General features: G+C 60.3%; 25 protein-coding genes. All 25 read left to right on the top strand.

The annotated features are described in order from the left end of the window. Positions 1 to 226: 226 nt before the first annotated feature. The 25 genes from rpoB (at position 227) to rpmD (ending at position 20,346) form a co-directional block, all read left to right on the top strand. The gene (rpoB, locus tag KSAC_RS06305) at positions 227 to 4,399 is read left to right on the top strand and encodes a DNA-directed RNA polymerase subunit beta (protein ID WP_102323160.1); all 4,173 of its coding nucleotides are present in this window, start codon (positions 227 to 229) and stop codon (positions 4,397 to 4,399) included. Between the two features lie 102 nt (positions 4,400 to 4,501). After that, on the top strand, positions 4,502 to 8,698 hold the full coding sequence (rpoC, locus tag KSAC_RS06300) for a DNA-directed RNA polymerase subunit beta' (protein ID WP_102323161.1): 4,197 nt from the start codon (positions 4,502 to 4,504) through the stop codon (positions 8,696 to 8,698). Between the two features lie 417 nt (positions 8,699 to 9,115). Further along, positions 9,116 to 9,487 carry a 30S ribosomal protein S12 gene (gene rpsL, locus KSAC_RS06295; RefSeq protein WP_003621118.1) on the top strand — a complete coding sequence of 124 codons (372 nt, stop codon included), beginning with the start codon at positions 9,116 to 9,118 and terminating at the stop codon, positions 9,485 to 9,487. A 15-nt stretch (positions 9,488 to 9,502) separates the two neighbouring features. Next, positions 9,503 to 9,979, top strand: a complete 477-nt coding sequence (gene rpsG / locus KSAC_RS06290) for a 30S ribosomal protein S7 (protein ID WP_102323162.1) — start codon at positions 9,503 to 9,505, stop codon at positions 9,977 to 9,979. A 93-nt stretch (positions 9,980 to 10,072) separates the two neighbouring features. Beyond that, positions 10,073 to 11,263, top strand: coding sequence for an elongation factor Tu (gene tuf / locus KSAC_RS06285; protein ID WP_102323163.1), 1,191 nt, complete (start codon positions 10,073 to 10,075; stop codon positions 11,261 to 11,263). A gap of 105 nt (positions 11,264 to 11,368) precedes the next feature. Continuing rightward, positions 11,369 to 11,677: a 30S ribosomal protein S10 gene (gene rpsJ, locus KSAC_RS06280; protein ID WP_007282720.1), complete on the top strand. Its 309-nt coding sequence runs from the start codon at positions 11,369 to 11,371 to the stop codon at positions 11,675 to 11,677. A 10-nt stretch (positions 11,678 to 11,687) separates the two neighbouring features. Continuing rightward, positions 11,688 to 12,371, top strand: coding sequence for a 50S ribosomal protein L3 (gene rplC, locus KSAC_RS06275; RefSeq protein WP_102323164.1), 684 nt, complete (start codon positions 11,688 to 11,690; stop codon positions 12,369 to 12,371). 12 nt (positions 12,372 to 12,383) lie between these two features. After that, a complete protein-coding gene (gene rplD / locus KSAC_RS06270; protein ID WP_102323165.1) occupies positions 12,384 to 12,998 on the top strand; it encodes a 50S ribosomal protein L4 in 615 nt (204 codons plus the stop codon). Positions 12,999 to 13,033: 35 nt separating this feature from the next. Further along, the gene (locus KSAC_RS06265) at positions 13,034 to 13,330 is read left to right on the top strand and encodes a 50S ribosomal protein L23 (protein WP_172157796.1); all 297 of its coding nucleotides are present in this window, start codon (positions 13,034 to 13,036) and stop codon (positions 13,328 to 13,330) included. 16 nt (positions 13,331 to 13,346) lie between these two features. Continuing rightward, positions 13,347 to 14,177 (top strand): 50S ribosomal protein L2, encoded by an 831-nt coding sequence (gene rplB / locus KSAC_RS06260; protein WP_102323166.1) that lies wholly within the window; start codon positions 13,347 to 13,349, stop codon positions 14,175 to 14,177. 12 nt (positions 14,178 to 14,189) lie between these two features. Continuing rightward, positions 14,190 to 14,468, top strand: a complete 279-nt coding sequence (gene rpsS / locus KSAC_RS06255; protein ID WP_007399623.1) for a 30S ribosomal protein S19 — start codon at positions 14,190 to 14,192, stop codon at positions 14,466 to 14,468. A gap of 2 nt (positions 14,469 to 14,470) precedes the next feature. Then, a complete protein-coding gene (gene rplV / locus KSAC_RS06250; protein ID WP_025811622.1) occupies positions 14,471 to 14,872 on the top strand; it encodes a 50S ribosomal protein L22 in 402 nt (133 codons plus the stop codon). Between the two features lie 3 nt (positions 14,873 to 14,875). Continuing rightward, positions 14,876 to 15,553, top strand: coding sequence for a 30S ribosomal protein S3 (rpsC, locus tag KSAC_RS06245; RefSeq protein ID WP_007399625.1), 678 nt, complete (start codon positions 14,876 to 14,878; stop codon positions 15,551 to 15,553). Between the two features lie 54 nt (positions 15,554 to 15,607). Continuing rightward, positions 15,608 to 16,024 (top strand): 50S ribosomal protein L16, encoded by a 417-nt coding sequence (gene rplP, locus KSAC_RS06240; RefSeq protein ID WP_014105026.1) that lies wholly within the window; start codon positions 15,608 to 15,610, stop codon positions 16,022 to 16,024. A gap of 1 nt (position 16,025) precedes the next feature. Beyond that, positions 16,026 to 16,262 (top strand): 50S ribosomal protein L29, encoded by a 237-nt coding sequence (gene rpmC / locus KSAC_RS06235; RefSeq protein WP_102323167.1) that lies wholly within the window; start codon positions 16,026 to 16,028, stop codon positions 16,260 to 16,262. Positions 16,263 to 16,275: 13 nt separating this feature from the next. Further along, complete coding sequence (gene rpsQ / locus KSAC_RS06230) at positions 16,276 to 16,557, top strand: 30S ribosomal protein S17 (RefSeq protein ID WP_102323168.1); 282 nt, start codon at positions 16,276 to 16,278, stop codon at positions 16,555 to 16,557. A gap of 15 nt (positions 16,558 to 16,572) precedes the next feature. Continuing rightward, on the top strand, positions 16,573 to 16,941 hold the full coding sequence (gene rplN / locus KSAC_RS06225) for a 50S ribosomal protein L14 (protein ID WP_007399629.1): 369 nt from the start codon (positions 16,573 to 16,575) through the stop codon (positions 16,939 to 16,941). Beyond that, entirely contained in the window at positions 16,941 to 17,261 is a 321-nt protein-coding gene (gene rplX / locus KSAC_RS06220; RefSeq protein ID WP_102323169.1) for a 50S ribosomal protein L24, read from the top strand. The genes rplN and rplX overlap by 1 nt, the downstream gene beginning before the upstream one ends. Positions 17,262 to 17,271: 10 nt before the next feature. Then, positions 17,272 to 17,841, top strand: coding sequence for a 50S ribosomal protein L5 (gene rplE, locus KSAC_RS06215; RefSeq protein WP_102323170.1), 570 nt, complete (start codon positions 17,272 to 17,274; stop codon positions 17,839 to 17,841). 105 nt (positions 17,842 to 17,946) lie between these two features. Further along, positions 17,947 to 18,252, top strand: coding sequence for a 30S ribosomal protein S14 (gene rpsN, locus KSAC_RS06210; protein ID WP_007399632.1), 306 nt, complete (start codon positions 17,947 to 17,949; stop codon positions 18,250 to 18,252). 12 nt (positions 18,253 to 18,264) lie between these two features. Further along, on the top strand, positions 18,265 to 18,663 hold the full coding sequence (gene rpsH / locus KSAC_RS06205; RefSeq protein WP_010506719.1) for a 30S ribosomal protein S8: 399 nt from the start codon (positions 18,265 to 18,267) through the stop codon (positions 18,661 to 18,663). Positions 18,664 to 18,673: 10 nt separating this feature from the next. Then, complete coding sequence (gene rplF / locus KSAC_RS06200; protein WP_102323171.1) at positions 18,674 to 19,207, top strand: 50S ribosomal protein L6; 534 nt, start codon at positions 18,674 to 18,676, stop codon at positions 19,205 to 19,207. Then, the gene (gene rplR, locus KSAC_RS06195; RefSeq protein WP_102323172.1) at positions 19,207 to 19,569 is read left to right on the top strand and encodes a 50S ribosomal protein L18; all 363 of its coding nucleotides are present in this window, start codon (positions 19,207 to 19,209) and stop codon (positions 19,567 to 19,569) included. The genes rplF and rplR overlap by 1 nt, the downstream gene beginning before the upstream one ends. Before the next feature lie 17 nt (positions 19,570 to 19,586). After that, positions 19,587 to 20,165 carry a 30S ribosomal protein S5 gene (gene rpsE, locus KSAC_RS06190; RefSeq protein ID WP_102323173.1) on the top strand — a complete coding sequence of 193 codons (579 nt, stop codon included), beginning with the start codon at positions 19,587 to 19,589 and terminating at the stop codon, positions 20,163 to 20,165. Then, on the top strand, positions 20,158 to 20,346 hold the full coding sequence (gene rpmD, locus KSAC_RS06185; protein WP_102323174.1) for a 50S ribosomal protein L30: 189 nt from the start codon (positions 20,158 to 20,160) through the stop codon (positions 20,344 to 20,346). Before rpsE ends, rpmD begins: the two co-directional genes overlap by 8 nt. The last annotated feature ends 1 nt before the right edge of the window (position 20,347 follow it).

The following is a 20,347-nucleotide window of genomic DNA, read 5'->3' as shown; positions in this document are numbered from 1 at the left end:
CGCAACCGGGCTGAGTTATTCAGGTGAGGGTGGAAACCGGCTGGTTTCCGCCCCCTTGGCCGTTACAGGCGCCCTGGCCGCAAGGCTTCGGGCGCCTTTGGTGGTAGATAGGGTTGGTCCGGGCGCAGGTCCGGCTGATCCGCCAAAGATTTTCAAGGGCCGCGCAGTCCGCGTGACATTCGTGTCACCACCGTGCGGACCTGTGTGGATGGGGGCTGGATAGGCGATGAACGCGATTACAAAATCGTTCACGGGACGCAAACGCATCCGCAAGAGCTTCGGGCATATACCCGAGGTGGCTCCGATGCCCAATCTGATCGACGTGCAGCGGGCTAGCTACGAGACGTTCCTCCAGATGAACGTGGCGCCCGACAGCCGGACATCGACGGGCCTGCAGGAAGTGTTCCGTTCCGTCTTTCCGATCAATGATTTCGCTGGGCGCGGGCGGCTGGAATTTGTCAGCTACGAACTGGAAGAGCCGAAATACGACGTTGAGGAATGCATCCAGCGTGGCCTGACCTTCGCTGCACCGCTGAAGGTTATCCTGCGCCTGATCGTATGGGACGTGGATGAGGATACCGGGTCGCGTTCGATCCGCGATATCAAGGAGCAGCCGGTCTATATGGGCGACATGCCGCTCATGACCGACAACGGCACCTTCGTCATCAACGGGACCGAGCGCGTCATCGTCAGCCAGATGCACCGCAGCCCCGGCGTGTTCTTTGATCACGACAAGGGCAAGACCCATTCGTCGGGCAAGTTCCTGTTCGCCGCCCGTGTCATCCCCTATCGCGGATCGTGGCTCGATTTCGAATTCGACAGCAAGGACCTGATCTACGTCCGCATCGACCGCAAGCGCAAGCTGCCGGTCACCACGCTGCTGTACGCGCTGGAAGGTGCCACATCCGCTGCCGCACGCGCGGCGAAGGCCGCTGAGGGCGGTGACGTGGAAGCCATGGAAATCCAGGGCATGGACCCTGACGAAATCCTTGGCTACTTCTATGGCAAGGTCGAGTTCAACAAGACCCCGAAGGGCTGGGCCCGTCGTTTTGACGCGGAAGCCTTCCGTGGGCAGAAGCTGCTTGAGCCGCTGATCGACGCCCAGACGGGTGAGGAAGTCGCCCCCGCCGATGCGAAGCTGACGGCCCGCATGGTGCGCAAGATCGCGGAAACCACCAAGGAAGTGCTGGTTGGTCCCGCTGGCCTGATCGGTCGCTTCATCGCGTCCGACATGGTCAACGAGAACACGGGCGAGATCTATGCTGAAGCCGGTGAGGAACTGACCGAGCAGAAGCTTGAGGAACTCGATGCAGAGGGCCTGACCACCCTGACCACGCTGGCGATCGATGCCACGAATGGTCCGTGGATCCGTAACACGCTGGCCGTGGACAAGAACGCCTCGCGTGAGGAAGCGCTGACCGACATCTATCGCGTCATGCGCCCCGGTGAGCCGCCCACGCCCGAAACGGCGGAAGCCATGTTCTCCGGCCTGTTCTTCGATCCTGACCGTTATGACCTGTCCGCCGTCGGTCGCGTGAAGATGAACATGCGCCTTGGCGTTGACGTGCCCGATACGGTGCGCGTGCTGCGCAAGGAAGACATCCTGCGCACCGTCAAGATCATGTGCGAACTGAAAGATGGTCGCGGCGCGATCGACGATATCGACAATCTCGGTAACCGTCGTGTCCGCTCCGTCGGCGAACTGATGGAAAATCAGTACCGCGTTGGCCTGCTGCGCATGGAGCGCGCCATCCGCGAACGTATGGGTTCGGTCGATATCGATACGGTCATGCCGCATGACCTGATCAACGCCAAGCCGGCTGCTGCTGCGGTGCGTGAATTCTTCGGTTCCTCGCAGCTCAGCCAGTTCATGGACCAGACCAACCCGCTGTCGGAAGTGACCCATAAGCGCCGTCTTTCGGCACTTGGCCCGGGCGGTCTGACACGTGAACGTGCAGGGTTCGAAGTCCGTGATGTGCATCCGACCCATTACGGCCGTATCTGCCCGATCGAGACGCCGGAAGGCCCGAACATCGGTCTGATCAACTCGCTGGCCACATACGCGAAGGTTAACAAGTACGGGTTCATCGAAACCCCGTACCGCATGGTCGAAAACGGCGTTCTTCAGGATGGCTGGAAATATCTTTCCGCCATGGAAGAAGAAAAGCTTGTCGTGGCTCAGGCCGATGCGAAGCAGGACGCGCAGGGCAACCTGACGGACGATCTGGTTTCGGTGCGTCGTGGCGGTGACTTCCGCCAGGTACCGCCGACCGATGTCACTGCCTGTGACGTGTCCCCCCGCCAGCTCGTCTCTGTCGCTGCCGCGCTCATTCCGTTCCTTGAGAACGATGACGCCAACCGCGCACTGATGGGCTCGAACATGCAGCGTCAGGCTGTGCCGCTGGTGCGTTCCGACGCGCCGCTGGTCGGCACGGGCATGGAAGCGGCCGTGGCCCATGACTCGGGTGCCGCGATCGTGGCGCGCCGTCATGGTGTGGTGGATCAGATCGACGGTGCGCGTATCGTTGTGCGCGCCACTGACGATGCCGGTGCAACGCAGGGCGTCGACATCTATCGCCTGCGCAAATACATGCGCTCCAACCAGTCGACCTGCATCAACCAGCGTCCGCTGGTCCGGGTTGGCGATCAGGTGCGTGCGGGCGAGATCATCGCCGACGGTCCGTCCACGGAACTGGGTGAACTGGCGCTGGGCCGTAACGTGCTTGTCGCGTTCATGCCCTGGAACGGTTACAACTTCGAAGATTCGATCCTGATTTCCGAACGGATCGCGCGTGATGACGTGTTTACCTCGATCCATATCGAGGAATTCGAAGTCATGGCCCGTGACACGAAGCTGGGTCAGGAAGAAATCACCCGCGACATTCCGAATGTCGGCGAGGAAGCGCTGCGCAACCTCGACGAAGCCGGTATCGTCTATGTGGGCGCGGAAGTGAATCCGGGCGATATCCTGATCGGCAAGGTCACGCCGAAGGGCGAAAGCCCGATGACGCCGGAAGAAAAGCTCCTGCGCGCCATCTTTGGTGAAAAGGCTTCCGACGTTCGTGATACCTCGCTCAAGCTGCCGCCGGGCACGTCGGGCACCATTGTCGATGTGCGCGTGTTCTCGCGTCGTGGCGTGGACAAGGACGAGCGCGCGATGGCCATCGAGCGCGCCGAGATCGAACGCCTCGCCAAGGACCGTGACGACGAACGCGCGATTCAGGAACGTTCCTTCTATAACCGTCTGCGCGAGCACCTGATCGGCCAGACGGCGGGCACCGGTTTCAAGGGTATCCGTTCGGGCACGGTCATCACGGATGAAGTCCTGTCCGAACATCCGCGCGGTGCATGGCGCAACGTGACCGTCATGTCCGACGAGGTCATGGCGGAGCTGGAAACCCTGCGGCGTGAATTTGACGCGGCGGTGGCCAAGATCCAGGCGCGTTTTGACAACAAGGTCGAAAAGCTCCAGCGCGGTGATGAACTGCCGCCGGGCGTGATGAAGATGGTCAAGGTCTTCGTTGCGGTGAAGCGCAAGCTTCAGCCGGGTGACAAGATGGCCGGTCGTCACGGCAACAAGGGTGTTGTCTCCCGTGTGGTCCCGGTCGAGGACATGCCGTTCCTTGAGGATGGCACTTCGGTCGATCTGGTGCTGAACCCGCTGGGCGTGCCTTCGCGTATGAATGTCGGGCAGATTCTGGAAACGCATCTGGGCTGGGCCTGCGCCAATATCGGTCGTCAGATCGGCCAGCTTGCCGATGATTACCAGCGCAAGGGTGAAAAGCGGCAGGAACTGCTGGAAGAACTGAAGTCTGTCTATGGCGACAAGGTCTATGATGACCAGATCGGCGACATGACGGATGCCCAGTTGCTGGAACTGTGCGGTAACCTGCGCAAGGGCGTGCCGATCGCAACCCCGGTATTCGATGGTGCGTCCATTCCGGATATCGAAGCGATGCTGACCAAGGCGGGTGTGGACAAGTCCGGCCAGTCGCAGTTGATCGATGGTCGCACGGGCGAACCGTTCGAGCGCAAGACCACGGTCGGTTACATCTACATGCTGAAGCTGCATCACCTTGTTGATGACAAGATCCATGCACGCTCTATCGGTCCGTATTCGCTGGTCACCCAGCAGCCGCTGGGCGGTAAGGCGCAGTTCGGTGGGCAGCGCTTCGGTGAAATGGAAGTGTGGGCGCTGGAAGCTTACGGCGCCGCCTACACACTGCAGGAAATGCTGACGGTCAAATCGGATGACGTGTCGGGTCGTACCAAGGTGTATGAGGCGATCGTGCGTGAGCAGGACGACTTCGAAGCCGGCATCCCGGAAAGCTTTAACGTCCTGATCAAGGAACTGAAGTCCCTTGGCCTGAATGTTGACCTTGAACAGAGCGGCTCCTGATCCGGCCTTTACGGTCCACGTCAGTCCATACGTTTTTATTTCAGGAGTGGAGGCAGGTAACGCGCCTGCTTCCGCTTCATTCCCTCAGGGGGTTTGCGGCGCATGAATGAACTCATGAAGATCCTTGGTCAGGGCGGCCAGGCCATGACCTTCGACCAGATCAAGATCCAGCTGGCCTCGGCCGAGCAGATCCGTTCGTGGTCGTACGGCGAGATCAAGAAGCCCGAGACCATCAACTACCGGACATTCAAGCCGGAACGTGATGGCCTGTTCTGCGCGCGGATATTCGGTCCGATCAAGGATTACGAATGCCTGTGCGGCAAATACAAGCGGATGAAATTCCGCGGTATCATCTGTGAAAAGTGCGGCGTTGAAGTCACGCTGGCCAAGGTCCGTCGCGAGCGGATGGGCCATATCGAACTTGCCAGCCCGGTAGCCCATATCTGGTTCCTCAAGTCGCTGCCCAGCCGTATCGGCCTGATGGTCGACATGACGCTGAAGGATCTGGAAAAGATCCTGTATTTCGAAAGCTATGTGGTTCTGGAACCCGGCACGTCGCCGCTCAAGCAGTACAGCCTGCTGACGGAAGACCAGTACCTTGATGTCATGGACGAGCATGGCGACGAGGGGATTGAGGTCGGGATCGGTGCCGAGGCGATCAAAAAGATCCTCGAACGCATCGACTGCAAGCAGGAAAAGGAAGAACTGCGGCAGGAACTGAAGGATTCCACGTCCGAGGCCAAGCGCAAGAAGCTGGTCAAGCGCCTGAAGCTGGTCGAAGCCTTTGCCGACAGCGAATCACGCCCGGAATGGATGATTCTGGATCTGGTGCCGGTGATCCCGCCCGAACTGCGCCCGCTGGTGCCGCTCGATGGTGGCCGTTTCGCCACATCCGACCTGAACGACCTGTACCGTCGTGTCATCAACCGTAACAACCGTCTCAAGCGGCTGATCGAACTGCGCGCGCCGGACATTATTGTCCGTAACGAAAAGCGCATGCTGCAGGAATCGGTCGATGCGCTGTTTGATAACGGTCGTCGTGGCCGTGCAATCACCGGTGCGAACAAGCGCCCGCTGAAGTCGCTGTCCGATATGCTCAAGGGCAAGCAGGGTCGTTTCCGTCAGAACCTGCTGGGCAAGCGCGTCGATTACTCTGGCCGTTCGGTCATCGTGGTCGGCCCCGAACTGAAGCTGCACCAGTGCGGCCTGCCCAAGAAGATGGCGCTGGAACTGTTCAAGCCGTTCATCTATTCCAAGCTGGAAAAATACGGTCACGCCACCACCATCAAGGCCGCCAAGCGGATGGTGGAAAAGGAACGTCCCGAAGTCTGGGATATCCTTGAAGAGGTGATCCGTGAGCATCCCGTCATGCTCAACCGCGCGCCCACGCTGCACCGTCTGGGCATTCAGGCGTTCGAGCCGGTCCTGATTGAAGGCAAGGCGATCCAGCTTCATCCGCTGGTCTGCACCGCCTTCAACGCGGACTTCGACGGTGACCAGATGGCCGTGCACGTGCCGCTGAGCCTTGAGGCGCAGCTTGAAGCCCGCGTGCTGATGATGTCGACAAACAACATCCTCAGCCCGGCCAACGGCAAGCCCATCATCGTGCCGTCGCAGGATATCGTGCTGGGGCTGTACTATCTCAGCCTGGAAACGCCCGAGTTCCGTGCGACGCCCGACCAGAACAGCTATGACGACAAGGGTCAGGTCACGGTCACGGGTGCGCCGTCCTTCTCCAGCGTTGGTGAAGTCGAATATGCACTCAGCACCGGCGCCGTGAAGCTGCATGACAAGATCCGTGCGCGGATCGAGAATGTCGATGCGGAAGGCAGGCTGTCGCGTGAGACCGTGGTGACGACACCGGGTCGTATGCTGGTGGGCCAGATCCTGCCGCGTAACGCCGCGCTGCCGTTCTCGCTGATCAACCGTCAGCTGACCAAGAAGATCGTGTCGGACGTCATCGATGCGGTCTACCGTCACTGCGGCCAGAAGGAATGCGTGATCTTCTGTGACCGCCTGATGGGCCTTGGTTTCCGTCACGCCGCGCGTTCGGGTATTTCCTTCGGTAAGGACGACATGATCGTTCCCGCCGAAAAGAAGGGCCTGGTCGACCGCACCGCCGCCGAGGTGAAGGAGTTCGAACAGCAGTATCAGGATGGTCTGATCACTGCGGGCGAACGCTACAACAAGGTGGTGGACGCATGGTCGCGCTGCACGGACGAAGTGCAGGCCGCGATGATGAAGGAGATCTCCAAGCAGGAGATCGGCAAGCCCACCAACTCGGTGTGGATGATGAGCCACTCCGGTGCCCGTGGGTCGCCAGCGCAGATGAAGCAGCTTGCCGGCATGCGTGGCCTGATGGCCAAGCCGTCCGGTGAGATTATCGAACAGCCGATTATCGCCAACTTCAAGGAAGGCCTGTCGGTTCTCGATTACTTCACCTCCAGTCATGGTGCCCGTAAGGGTCTGGCCGATACCGCGCTCAAGACGGCGAACTCGGGTTACCTGACCCGCCGTCTGGTTGACGTGGCGCAGGACAGCATCATCGTCGAGGAAGATTGCGGCACCGAACGCGGCCTGACCGTGCGTGCGGTCATGGATGGCGGTGAGGTGATCGCCTCCCTGTCCGAGCGTATGCTGGGCCGCACGCTGGCGGCTGATGTGCTTGATCCGGCCACCGGCAAGGTCCTGTTCCCGCGCAATACGCTGATCGAGGAAGCTCAGGCCGAACTGATCGAGAAGGCTGGCGTCGAAAGCCTGCTGATCCGCTCGGTGCTCACCTGTGACAGCCGGGTTGGCGTATGCGGTCACTGCTATGGCCGTGACCTTGCACGTGGCACGCCGGTCAATATCGGTGAGGCCGTGGGCGTGATCGCAGCCCAGTCCATTGGTGAGCCGGGCACCCAGCTTACCATGCGTACCTTCCATATTGGTGGCGCGGCCCAGCGTGGTGCCGAGCAGTCGATGGTGGAAGCCTCGCGCGATGGCAAGGTGACGATCCGCAACAAGAACGTTGTGCAGAACAGCCAGAACGTGCCCATCGTCATGTCGCGTAACTGCGAAATCCTGCTGACGGATGACCGCGGAACCGAGCGTGCCCGCTACCGTGTGCCGTATGGTGCGCGCCTGCTGGTCGAGGACGGTGCCGATGTGACGCGTGGCCAGAAGATGGCCGAGTGGGATCCGTACACCCTGCCGATCATCACCGAGCAGCCCGGCAAGGTTGAATATCTCGACCTGATTGACTCCATCACGCTGGTTGAGCGGATGGATGAAGTCACCGGCCTGACATCCAAGGTGGTCGTGGACTACAAGCAGGCTTCCAAGGGAATCGACCTGCGTCCGCGCCTGCAGCTGAAGGATGCGAAGGGCGATGTGGTGAAGCTGGCCAACGGCAACGACGCCCGCTACTTCCTGTCCCCGGATTCGCTGCTGTCGGTTGAAAACGGTGCGCAGGTCAACGCCGGTGACGTGCTGGCCCGTATCCCGCGTGAAGGTTCCAAGACGCGTGACATTACCGGTGGTCTGCCGCGTGTGGCGGAACTGTTCGAGGCCCGTAAGCCGAAGGATCACGCCATTATCTCGGAAACCGAGGGGCGCGTCGAGTTCGGCAAGGATTACAAGTCCAAGCGTCGCGTCATCGTGAAAAATGACGAGACGGGCGAGGAGACGGATTACCTGATCCCCAAGGGCAAGCACGTTTCCGTTCAGGAAGGCGACTTTGTCCAGGTTGGCGATCCGCTGGTCGACGGTCCCCGCGTGCCGCATGACATCCTGAAGGTGCTGGGCGTCGAGGCACTGTCCGACTATCTCGTGAACGAGATCCAGGACGTGTATCGACTGCAGGGCGTGAAGATCAATGACAAGCACATTGAGGTCATCGTCCGGCAGATGCTGCAGAAGGTGGAAATCCTTGAACCCGGTGACACGACCTACCTGATCGGTGAGACGGTGGATCGTATCGAGTACGAGGAAGAGAACACCAAGCGCCTGAACATGGGTGAGCGTCCCGCAGTGGCCATGCCGGTGCTGCAGGGCATCACCAAGGCGTCGCTGCAGACCCAGTCCTTCATCTCCGCCGCATCCTTCCAGGAGACCACACGTGTCCTGACAGAGGCTGCTACGGCAGGGAAGAAGGATACCCTGAACGGCCTGAAGGAGAACGTGATTGTCGGTCGCCTGATCCCTGCTGGGACAGGCAGCGTCATGAACAAGCTCCGCGCGGTTGCCGCAGGTGAGGACAAGCAGCGTCTGGCGCAGGCCCGTGCTGCCGTCCCGCCAACCAAGGCGGCCGAGTAAGCTCAGGCGCATACCATATCCGGATACCGGGAAGCTGGTATCCGGAATGATTCGGTGCTGCACTATTGTCACCATCCGCTTCAGGCAGTATCAGCTGCCGGGCGGAACGGTGTTTGCGGGTTGGTGAAACGGATTCGTTCTCCCTGACCCGCGCGAATCCTGCGTAAGGCTTGACTTGAAGTCATTATGCCCGTAGGTTCCGCGCCCTCGGCTAGCCCTGTCTGAAAGACGTTGTTGGCCGTCGAATGCAGCATGCAGACATGCGGCGCCGCAGCTCGGGAATCGGGCTGCCAAGGCCGGATGTAAATATGATGCCCGAACGGATGGTTGTCATTCGTTGGGGTTTTGTTGTGAACGACAGTCGGCAACCGGACATGAGGTTGGCCGGCCGAATTTTGTAAGGATCGGGAAAGGCGTATGCCGACCATCAACCAGTTGATCGCGAAAGGTCGCGAGCCCGCAGCCAAACGCAACAAGGTTCCTGCTCTGCAGGGCTGTCCGCAGAAGCGTGGCGTTTGTACTCGTGTTTACACAACCACACCGAAGAAGCCGAACTCGGCTCTGCGTAAGGTGGCAAAGGTGCGCCTGACAAACGGTTATGAGGTTGTGAGCTATATTCCGGGTGAGGGGCATAACCTCCAGGAACATAGTGTCGTCCTGATCCGTGGTGGTCGCGTCAAGGATCTTCCTGGCGTGCGTTATCACATCCTGCGCGGCGTTCTGGACACCCAGGGTATCGCCAAGCGTCGTCAGCGTCGCTCGCTCTATGGCGCGAAGCGTCCTAAGTAAAAGGAATAACGAGGCATGAGTCGCCGTCATCGCGCAGTAAAGCGCGAGATTCTTCCCGATCCGAAATTTGGTGATGTCGTCATTACGCGTTTCATGAACGCCCTGATGTACGACGGCAAGAAGTCCACCGCCGAAGGGATCGTCTATGGCGCCCTTGAGGTGCTGCGTCGCCGTGGTGGCGCTGCTGCGGACCCTGTGGTGATGTTCCACAGCGCGCTGGACAACGTCAAGCCGGCCGTCGAGGTGCGTTCCCGCCGTGTTGGTGGCGCGACCTACCAGGTTCCGGTCGAAGTCCGGGCTGAGCGTCGTCAGGCGCTGGCCATCCGCTGGCTGATCGACGCCTCGCGCAAGCGTGGCGAGAACACCATGCAGGAGCGTCTGTCCAACGAACTTCTCGACGCCGTGAACAACCGTGGTTCGGCAGTCAAGAAGCGCGAAGACACGCACCGTATGGCGGAAGCCAACAAGGCATTCAGTCATTACCGCTGGTAAAGGCGGTCTGGCCGGTCTATCTACCGGCTCGACTTCCGAAACGGAACTTTCCAACCCGACTCTCGGCACGAGGCCGAGTTAACGGAGAAAACGATGGCAAAGGCTAAATTTGAGCGGAACAAGCCGCATTGTAACATTGGCACGATCGGTCACGTCGATCATGGCAAGACATCGCTGACCGCTGCTATCACGAAGACGCTGGCGAAGGCCGGCGGCGCCGAGTTCAAGGCGTACGACATGATCGACGCGGCGCCGGAAGAACGCGCCCGTGGCATCACGATCTCGACCGCTCACGTCGAGTACGAGACCGCGAAGCGTCACTACGCTCACGTCGACTGCCCCGGCCATGCTGACTATGTGAAGAACATGATCACGGGTGCCGCGCAGATGGACGGCGCGATCCTGGTTGTGTCCGCTGCTGACGGCCCGATGCCCCAGACCCGCGAGCACATCCTGCTTGCCCGTCAGGTCGGCGTGCCGGCACTGGTCGTCTTCCTGAACAAGGTTGACCAGGTTGACGATCCGGAACTGCTGGAACTCGTTGAGATGGAAGTGCGCGAGCTGCTTTCCGCTTACCAGTTCCCCGGCGACGATATCCCCATCATCAAGGGTTCGGCCCTGGTGACGCTGGAAGACGGCGATGCGGAAATCGGTGAAAACCGCGTTCTGGATCTGATGAACGCTGTTGACGAATACATCCCGCAGCCGGAGCGTCCGGTTGACCGTCCGTTCCTGATGCCGATCGAAGACGTGTTCTCCATCTCCGGTCGTGGCACCGTGGTTACGGGCCGTGTCGAGCGTGGCGTTGTGAACGTCGGCGACGAAATCGAGATCGTTGGCCTGCGCCCGACGCAGAAGACGACCGTGACCGGCGTTGAAATGTTCCGCAAGCTGCTCGATCGTGGTGAAGCAGGTGACAACATCGGCGCGCTGGTGCGTGGCACGAAGCGTGAAGACGTTGAGCGTGGCCAGGTGCTGGCAAAGCCGGGTTCCATCACCCCGCACACCAAGTTCAAGGCGGAAGCCTACATCCTGACGAAGGAAGAGGGTGGCCGTCACACGCCGTTCTTCACCAACTATCGTCCGCAGTTCTATTTCCGCACGACCGACGTCACCGGCGTTGTTCACCTGCCGGAAGGCACGGAAATGGTCATGCCTGGCGATAACGTCGCCATGGATGTCGAGCTGATCGCTCCGATCGCCATGGATGAAGGCCTGCGCTTCGCTATCCGCGAAGGTGGCCGCACCGTTGGTGCAGGTGTTGTTGCTTCCATCACGGCGTGATTGGACAGTAACTGAACTGTGGTATCCCGGTCGGAGCGATCCGACCGGGTTTCCATTGCGGATCGGGTTCCCCCGAATCAGGTAAAGTTGGACTGAAACAGAAAGATGGACAACCAGAACATCCGCATTCGCCTGAAGGCGTACGATCATCGGGTGCTGGACAACAGCACGAAAGAGATCGTCAATACGGCGAAGCGTACGGGTGCGCGGGTTCGGGGTCCTATCCCGCTGCCGACGCATATTGAACGGTTTACTGTAAACCGCTCCCCCCACGTGGATAAGAAAAGCCGCGAGCAGTTCGAAATTCGGACCCATCGCCGGCTGCTCGACATTGTCGAGCCGACCCCGCAGACCGTGGACGCTCTCATGAAACTCGACCTCGCCGCTGGCGTGGATGTCGAGATTAAACTCTAAGGTCCAGACGATGCGCACCGGATTGATCGCAAAAAAGCTGGGTATGACCCGGCTGTTCAAGGAAGACGGCACACATGTGCCGGTGACTGTCCTGCAGATTGATGATCTGCAGGTGGTTGATGTCCGTAATACCGAGCGTGATGGCTACACGGCCGTCCAGCTTGGCGCGGGCAAGGCCAAGGTCAAAAATGTGTCGAAGCCGAACCGCGGCCATTTTGCCAAGGCCAAGGTCGAGCCCAAGAAGAAGCTGGCTGAATTCCGCGTTGCGGATGATGCCGTCCTGGAAGTCGGGGCTTCTCTGTCCGCCGCCCATTTCGTGGCGGGACAGAAGGTGGACGTTACCGGCACCAGCAAGGGTAAGGGTTTTGCCGGCGCCATGAAGCGCTGGAACTTTGCCGGTCTCGAAGCCTCCCATGGTGTCTCGATCAGTCACCGTTCGCACGGTTCGACGGGTAACCGTCAGGACCCGGGCAAGGTTTTCAAGAACAAGAAGATGGCTGGCCATCTCGGTTCCGAGCGTATCACCACGCTGAACCTTGAGGTAGCGGCTGTCGACGCCGAAAAGAACCTCCTCATGATCCGCGGCTCCGTGCCGGGCGGGAAGAACGAGGTGGTTCTGATTCGTGATGCGATCAAGAAGGCCCGTCATGCCGAGGCGCCGTATCCGGCGGCCCTGGTTGAGGCTGCGGGCTGAGGATAGAGGGCAATGGATTACGAGATCAAAACCCTCGATAACGGGAGCGCAGGTACCGCCAGCCTTCCGGACGAGATTTTCGCCGCAACCCCGCGCAGCGACATTCTGGCGCGTGTGGTGCACTGGCAGCTGGCAAAGCGCCGCGCAGGGACGCACAAGGTCAAGGGCATGGGGGAAGTCTCCGGCACGACCAAGAAGCCCTACCGCCAGAAGGGAACAGGTAGCGCCCGTCAGGGTTCGCTGCGTTCGCCGCAGTACCGTACCGGTGGTGTGGTGCATGGTCCGGTCGTGCGTGACCATGGCTATGACCTGCCCAAGAAGGTGCGTCGTCTGGGCCTGATTTCCGCGCTGTCACAGAAGGCTGCCGAAGGCAAGCTGGTCGTGCTTGATGCGGCGACGGCTTCGGGCAAGTCCGCTGAGCTGGCGAAGAAGCTGAAGGTCTTGGGCTGGACATCCGCCCTGATCGTGGATGCCACGGTTGAAGAGAACTTCGGCCGCGCCGCGCGCAACCTGCCGAAGATCGATATTCTTCCGACGGTTGGCGCGAATGTCTACGACATCCTGAACCATGAGGTGCTGGCCATCACCCGCGCCGGGGTTGAAGGACTGAAGGAGCGTCTGGCATGACCAACATCCTGGCAATCCGCAAGAAGGCGGAACGTATGTCTCGGGAAGCGATGTATGACATCATCCGCTCCCCCCTGATCACGGAAAAGGCGACAGCCCTGTCCGAGAAGAATCAGGTCGGTTTCAAGGTTGCGATCAGCGCGACGAAGCCGGAGATCAAGGTAGCGGTCGAGACGCTGTTTGGTGTGAAGGTTCTGGGTGTGAACACACTCATCCAGAAGGGGAAGGCCAAGCGCTTCAAGGGACGTCCCGGCCAGCGTTCGGATGTGAAGAAAGCGTTTGTTCAGCTTGCAGAAGGTCAGTCCATTGACCTGACCGCGAAGCTGGTCTGACGCGGGGTGACAAGAAATGGCATTGAAGCACTTTAATCCAGTTACCCCCAGCCTGCGCGGAACGGTTCTTATCGACCGCAAGGAGCTGTGGAAAGGCAAGCCCGTCAAGGGCCTGACCGAGGGGAAGAACAAGAGCGGCGGCCGTAACAACCACGGTCGCACCACCTCGCGTTTCATCGGTGGCGGACACAAGCAGTCCTACCGTTATGTTGACTTCAAGCGTCGCAAGTTCGACGTGGTCGGCACGGTGGAGCGTCTTGAATACGATCCCAACCGCACCGCGTTCATTGCGCTGATCAAGTACGATGACGGCGAACTGGCCTACATCATCGCACCGCAGCGCCTGAAGGCTGGCGATCAGGTTGTTGCCGGCGCCCGCGCCGACATCAAGCCGGGCAACGCCATGCCCCTGTCTGCGGTTCCGGTGGGAACGATCATCCACAACATCGAGCTTAAGGCCGGTGGTGGCGGGAAGATCGCACGTTCCGCTGGCACCTATGCACAGCTGGTCGGCAAGGATATGGGCTATGCCCAGATCAAGCTGCAGTCCGGTGAACTGCGTGTTGTCCGCGCGGAATGCATGGCCACCATCGGTGCCGTGTCCAACCCGGACAACATGAACCAGCATCTGGGCAAGGCCGGCCGCAATCGCTGGCTGGGCCGCCGTCCGCACAACCGTGGTGTCGTCATGAACCCGGTTGACCACCCGCATGGTGGTGGTGAAGGGCGCACGTCCGGTGGACGTCATCCGGTTACGCCATGGGGCAAGCCGACTAAGGGTTACAAGACCAGGGTCAACAAGCGTACGGACAGTCTGATTATCCGTCGCCGGAAGACCGGCAAGTAAGGGGCATTTAAGATGGCACGTTCCGTCTGGAAGGGCCCGTTCGTGGACGGGTATCTGCTGAACAAAGCCGATGCGTCGCGCGCGTCGGGCCGTAACGAAGTGATCAAGATCTGGTCGCGTCGATCCACCATCCTGCCGCAGTTCGTCGGACTGACGTTCGGCGTCTATAACGGGCATAAGTTCCTGCCCGTGCAGGTCTCCGAGAATATGGTGGGGCACAAGTTCGGTGAATTTTCGCCGACCCGTACCTTCACGGGTCATTCTTCGGACAAGAAAGCGAAGCGGGGCTGATCATGAGCAAGCCTAAGCATCCGCGCACGCTCGCGGAAACCGAAGCGCAGGCCATGACGCGGAACATCCGCATCAGCCCGCGCAAGCTGAACCTTGTTGCGGGTCTCATCCGCAACAAGCCGGCCGGGCAGGCGATCGCCACCCTCACATTCTCCAAGCGGCGCATCGCCCAGCAGGTTAAGAAGACCCTGGAAAGCGCGATCGCCAATGCCGAGAACAACCATCAGCTGGACGTTGACCAGCTGGTCGTTGCCCGTGCAGAGGTGGGCAAGTCGATCGTGATGCGTCGTTTCCACGCACGTGGTCGTGGCCGTTCGGCCCGCATCGAGAAGTTTTTCAGCCACCTGACCATTGTGGTGGCCGAAAAGAAGTCCGAAGCTGAAACCGAAAAAAAGGCAGCCTGATCCATGGGACACAAAGTTAATCCGATCGGGCTGCGGCTCGGTATTAACCGGACATGGGACAGCCGCTGGTACGCCGATGCCGATTATGCACGGTTGCTGCATGATGACCTGAAGCTGCGCGCCTACCTGCGTCGCAAGCTGTCCGGCGCGGGTGTGTCCCGCGTGGTGATCGAACGTCCGGCCAAGAAGCCGCGCGTGACCATCTACGCGGCACGTCCGGGTGTGGTCATCGGCAAGAAGGGGCAGGATATCGATGTGCTGCGCAAGGATCTGGCCCGTATGGCCAAGACCGATGTGGCGCTGAACATCGTCGAGATCCGCAAGCCGGAAATCGATGCGACCCTGGTGGCCGAAAACATTGCCCAGCAGCTGGAGCGCCGCGTTGCGTTCCGCCGGGCGATGAAGCGCGCCGTGCAGTCCGCCATGCGTCTGGGTGCGCAGGGTATCCGGATCAACTGCTCGGGCCGTCTCGGTGGCGCGGAAATCGCGCGTATCGAGTGGTATCGTGAAGGCCGGGTGCCGCTGCACACGCTGCGTGCGGACATCGATTACGGTGTGGCGACCGCCAAGACGACCTACGGCACCTGTGGTGTGAAGGTCTGGATCTTCAAGGGCGAGATTCTTGCCCATGATCCGCTGGCGCAGGACCGTCGCGCCGCCGAGCAGGCCCCGCAGCGCTGATCTGCGCGGTCAAATGGACCTAGATGCGCCAGGCGGCGCGTGAGGATTTAGAAAATGCTTTCTCCCAAGCGGACAAAGTACCGCAAGGCCCACAAGGGCCGCATTCATGGGTTGGCCAAGGGTGGCACAACCCTGAATTTCGGGGCGTTCGGCCTGAAGGCTCTCCAGCCTGAACGGATCACGGCCCGCCAGATCGAAGCCGCCCGTCGTGCCATTACCCGCGCCATGAAGCGTGCCGGTCGTGTCTGGATTCGGATCTTCCCTGATCTTCCGGTCTCGACAAAGCCCGCAGAAGTGCGTATGGGGTCCGGCAAGGGGTCGCCTGAATATTGGGTGGCTCGTGTGAAGCCGGGTCGGATTCTGTTTGAGATCGAAGGTGTGTCACCGGAAGTCGCGCGTGAAGCGCTGGCTCTGGGGGCTGCGAAGCTGCCGATCAAGACCAAGTTCGTGACCCGTATCGGAGAGGCGTGAGATGGCAAAGGCAACAAAGCCGGCCGATCTGCGTGCCAAAACTGTTGAAGAACTGGACACGCTTCTCGTTGATCTGAAGCGCGAGCAGTTCAATCTTCGGTTCCAGCACGCGACCGGCCAGACCGAGGGTCAGTCCCGCATGCGCGAGGTCCGTCGTGACATCGCGCGTGTGAAGACGATTGCGGCCCAGGTTGTGAAGAAGAGTTCCGCTGGCCAGGCGCCGGCAGTAAAGTCCTGAAGGGAGACGGGCGATGCCAAGGCGCGTCCTGACCGGGCGGGTAACAAGCGACAAGATGGACAAGACCGTAACGGTTCTTGTCGATCGTCGCATTATCCATCCGTTGTATAAGAAGTTCATTCGCCGCTCGAAAAAGTACGCGGCGCATGACGGATTGAATGAATGCAAGGTGGGGGACATGGTGCGCATTGAAGAATGCAAGCCAATTTCCCGCCGCAAGACCTGGACTGTCGTTGTCCGGAATGGTCAGCCCGTAGCGGCTGCCGCCGGTGCCGCGTCTGGTGCGCAGGCGTAAAGAAGGGCATAGACCATGATCCATCCCGAGACCAACCTTGACGTGGCCGACAATTCCGGTGCCCGTCAGGTGCAGTGCATCAAGGTGCTGGGCGGTTCCAAGCGGAAGACTGCCTCGGTCGGCGACGTGATTGTCGTGTCCGTCAAGGAGGCCATCCCCCGTGGGAAGGTGAAGAAGGGTGACGTTCACCAGGCCGTGATCGTGCGCACTTCCTATCCCGTGCGTCGCGCCGACGGCAGCGCTATCCGGTTTGACCGCAATGCGGCCGTGCTGATCAACAAGCAGCAGGAGCCGATTGGTACCCGTATCTTTGGCCCGGTCGTGCGCGAACTGCGTGCGCGCAAGTTCATGAAGATCATCTCGCTGGCACCGGAGGTGCTGTAATGGCTGCTCGTATCAAGAAGGGTGACCAGGTTCTGGTCATCACCGGCGGTTCCAAGGGAACTCGTGGCGAGGTTGTTACGGTCCTTCCGGCTGTCAACAAGGCTGTCGTCCGTGGCGTAGCGATCGCCAAGCGGCACACCCGCGCATCCCGCATGGGTGAGCAGGGCGGTATTATCCAGAAGGAAATGCCGGTTCACCTGTCGAACCTGAAGCTGATCGATCCCAAGAGCGGGGACCCGACGAAAGTTGGCTTCCGTATTCTGGAAGATGGTCGCAAGGTCCGTGTCGCCAAGGCGACCGGCGAAGTTATCGAAGGCTGAGGGGGCGGGAATGTCTGAAGTGAAAGAAGCCCGTCCTGTGCCGCGCATGCAGCAGCGCTACCAGAGCGAGCTGCGCGCGAAGCTGCGCGAGGAATTCGGGTACGAGAACGAGATGCAGGTTCCGCGTCTCGAGAAAATCGTCCTGAACATGGGTGTGGGTGAAGCTGCTGGCGACCAGAAGAAGCTGGACGCCGCAGTCAAGGAAATGACCCTGATCGCAGGTCAGAAGCCGGTCAAGACGGTTGCCAAGAAGGCAATCGCGGGCTTCAAGATCCGCGAAGGTCTGCCTATCGGGTGCAAGGTCACGCTGCGTCGTGCCCAGATGTTCGAATTCCTGGACCGGTTTGTGACGATCGCCCTGCCGCGCGTGCGCGACTTCCGCGGCCTGCCCGCGAACAAGGGTTTTGATGGTCGTGGCAACTTCGCCATGGGCCTGAAGGAACAGATCGTCTTCCCGGAAATCGAATACGACAAGGTAGACGAGATCCGTGGCATGGACATCATCTTCGTGACCACCGCGAAGACGGATGCGGAAGCAAAGGCTCTGCTCAAGGCGTTTGATCTGCCCTTCGCTGCATAAAATGTTGCGAAAGGGCTTCCGTCTGAAGTCCAGAAGACCTAATACACACGTTGTTTGGAAAACCGTTGGGAATGGCCCGACAGGTTCCGGAGGGTAAAACAAGGCATGGCCAAAATTTCCGCCGTTAACCGGAATGTCAAGCGCGAGCGCATGGCAACCCGGGACCGGGCTAAGCGGACAGCACTGAAGAACATCATCATGGACCGGTCTCTGCCGGTTGAAGATCGCTTCGATGCTTCGCTTAAGCTTGCTGAACTTCCTCGCAATGGATCGCGCGTCCGCGTGCGCCTGCGCTGCAAGTTGACGGGGCGTCCGCGCGCCAATTACAGAAAGTTCGAACTCTGCCGTATCGCCCTGCGCGACCTGGCCTCTAATGGTCAGATCCCGGGCATGGTCAAATCGAGCTGGTAAGGGCAGGGAACGATGTCACTTTCTGATCCTTTGGGTGATCTGCTCACCCGGATCCGCAATGCGCAGCGTGCACGGCATGCTGCATGCGTGGCGCCGGCTTCCAAGCTGCGCGCCAGTGTCCTCGAGGCCCTGCGCCGCGAAGGATATATCCGTGGTTTCTCGCGTGAGGAACTGCGCAAGGGTGTGGCCCAGCTGCGCATCGAGCTGAAGTATCTCGATGGTGAGCCGGTCATCAAAGAAATCCACCGTGTGTCCAAGCCGGGGCGCCGCGTCTATTCCAAGATCAAGGAACTGCCGCGTGTCTATGCCGGGCTGGGCGTGTCGATCCTGTCGACGCCGCGCGGTGTTCTGTCCGATGCGGAGGCCCGCGCTGCCAATGTTGGCGGTGAAGTCCTCTGCCGTGTGTTCTGAGGAGGGATAAATGTCGCGAGTGGGCAAATATCCCGTCGAAGTTCCGTCGGGCGTTCAGGTTTCCATTGCTGATGGTGTGCTGACGGCAAAAGGCAAGCTGGGTGAACTCAAGCTGCCGCTGTCTCATCACGTTGCGGTTGATATCGCGGATGGCAAGGTTGCGGTTAAGCCGAATGATACGGCAGCACCGGCCCGCATGATGTGGGGCACCACACGCTCCCTGATCGCGGGTATGGTCAAGGGCGTGTCCGAAGGGTTTTCCAAGACGCTGGAAATCTCCGGAACGGGTTATCGTGCGGCGGTGCAGGGTAGCAATCTGGTCATGAACCTCGGTTATTCGCATGACATCGTCTATGCGATTCCCGCAGGCATCAAGATCACGACCCCGCGTCCGACTGCTGTAACTGTCGAAGGTATCGACAAGCAGCGTGTTGGTCAGGTGGCGCTTGATATCCGCAGCTTCCGCAAGCCTGAGCCCTACAAGGGCAAGGGTGTCCGTTATGAAACGGAAACCATCCGTCGCAAGGAAGGCAAGAAGAAATAATGAGCACGCAGAAGGATCTGCGGGAACGGCGGCGCCAGCGTCTCCGTTTCCAGCTTCGCCTGAAGAGCGGCGGGCGTCCGCGTCTGTCGGTGTTCCGTTCAGGCAAGAACATCTATGCGCAGGTGATCGACGATGCTGCCGGCCGTACGCTGGCAGCCGCATCGACGCTGGACAAGGGGCTGCGTTCCACCATCGAAGGTGGCACGGACGTCAAGGCAGCGGGTGCGGTTGGCAAGCTTCTGGCGGAACGCGCGGTGGCTGCTGGTGTGTCGAAGGTCGTTTTCGACCGCGGCGCTTATCTCTATCATGGGCGTATCAAGGCCCTGGCGGAGGCTGCCCGTGAGGGCGGTCTCTCGTTCTGACGAAAGGGTCACGCATAATGGCACGTGAACCGAGAGACGGCGGCCGGGGTGGTCGCGATCGTGACCGCGAAGGTGACGATCTGGTCGACAAGCTGGTTACGATCAACCGCGTTGCGAAGGTTGTAAAGGGCGGTCGCCGCTTTGCATTCGCAGCTCTGGTTGTGGTGGGTGACCAGAAGGGTCGTGTAGGGTTTGGCGCGGGCAAGGCCCGTGAGGTTCCCGAAGCGATCCGTAAGGCAACCGACCGCGCGAAGCGTTCGATGATCCGCGTTCCGATGAAGGAAGGCCGCACGCTGCATCATGATGTGGCCGGTCACTTCGGGGCGGGCAAGGTTGTCCTGCGCTCTGCTGATGCAGGCACGGGCATCATTGCCGGTGGTCCGATGCGCGCCGTGTTCGAAAGCCTGGGCATCAATGACGTGGTGGCCAAGTCGCTTGGAACCCGGAACCCGCATAACATGGTGAAGGCGACTTTCGCCGCGCTGGAGCGTTGCGCCAGCCCGCGTTCGGTTGCCAACCGCCGTGGCAAGAAGGTTTCGGACATTCTGGGGCGTCGTGAGGCCGCTGTAGCGACGGAGGCCACGGCCGATGTCTGATACGAAGGCTACAGTCCGCGTCACCCAGGTGCATTCCGGGAACGGTCGCAAGCCGGGCCAGCAGGCTACGCTGGTCGGTCTGGGTCTGAACAAGATCGGTCGTACACGTGAACTGGAGGATACCCCTTCGGTTCGCGGTATGATCCGCAAGGTGTCCCACCTGGTGAAGGTGGAGGATTGAG

This window comes from Komagataeibacter saccharivorans (genome assembly GCF_004348195.1).
GTDB classification, from domain to species: domain Bacteria; phylum Pseudomonadota; class Alphaproteobacteria; order Acetobacterales; family Acetobacteraceae; genus Komagataeibacter; species Komagataeibacter saccharivorans.
This window is presented reverse-complemented; position numbering and strand designations above follow the sequence as displayed.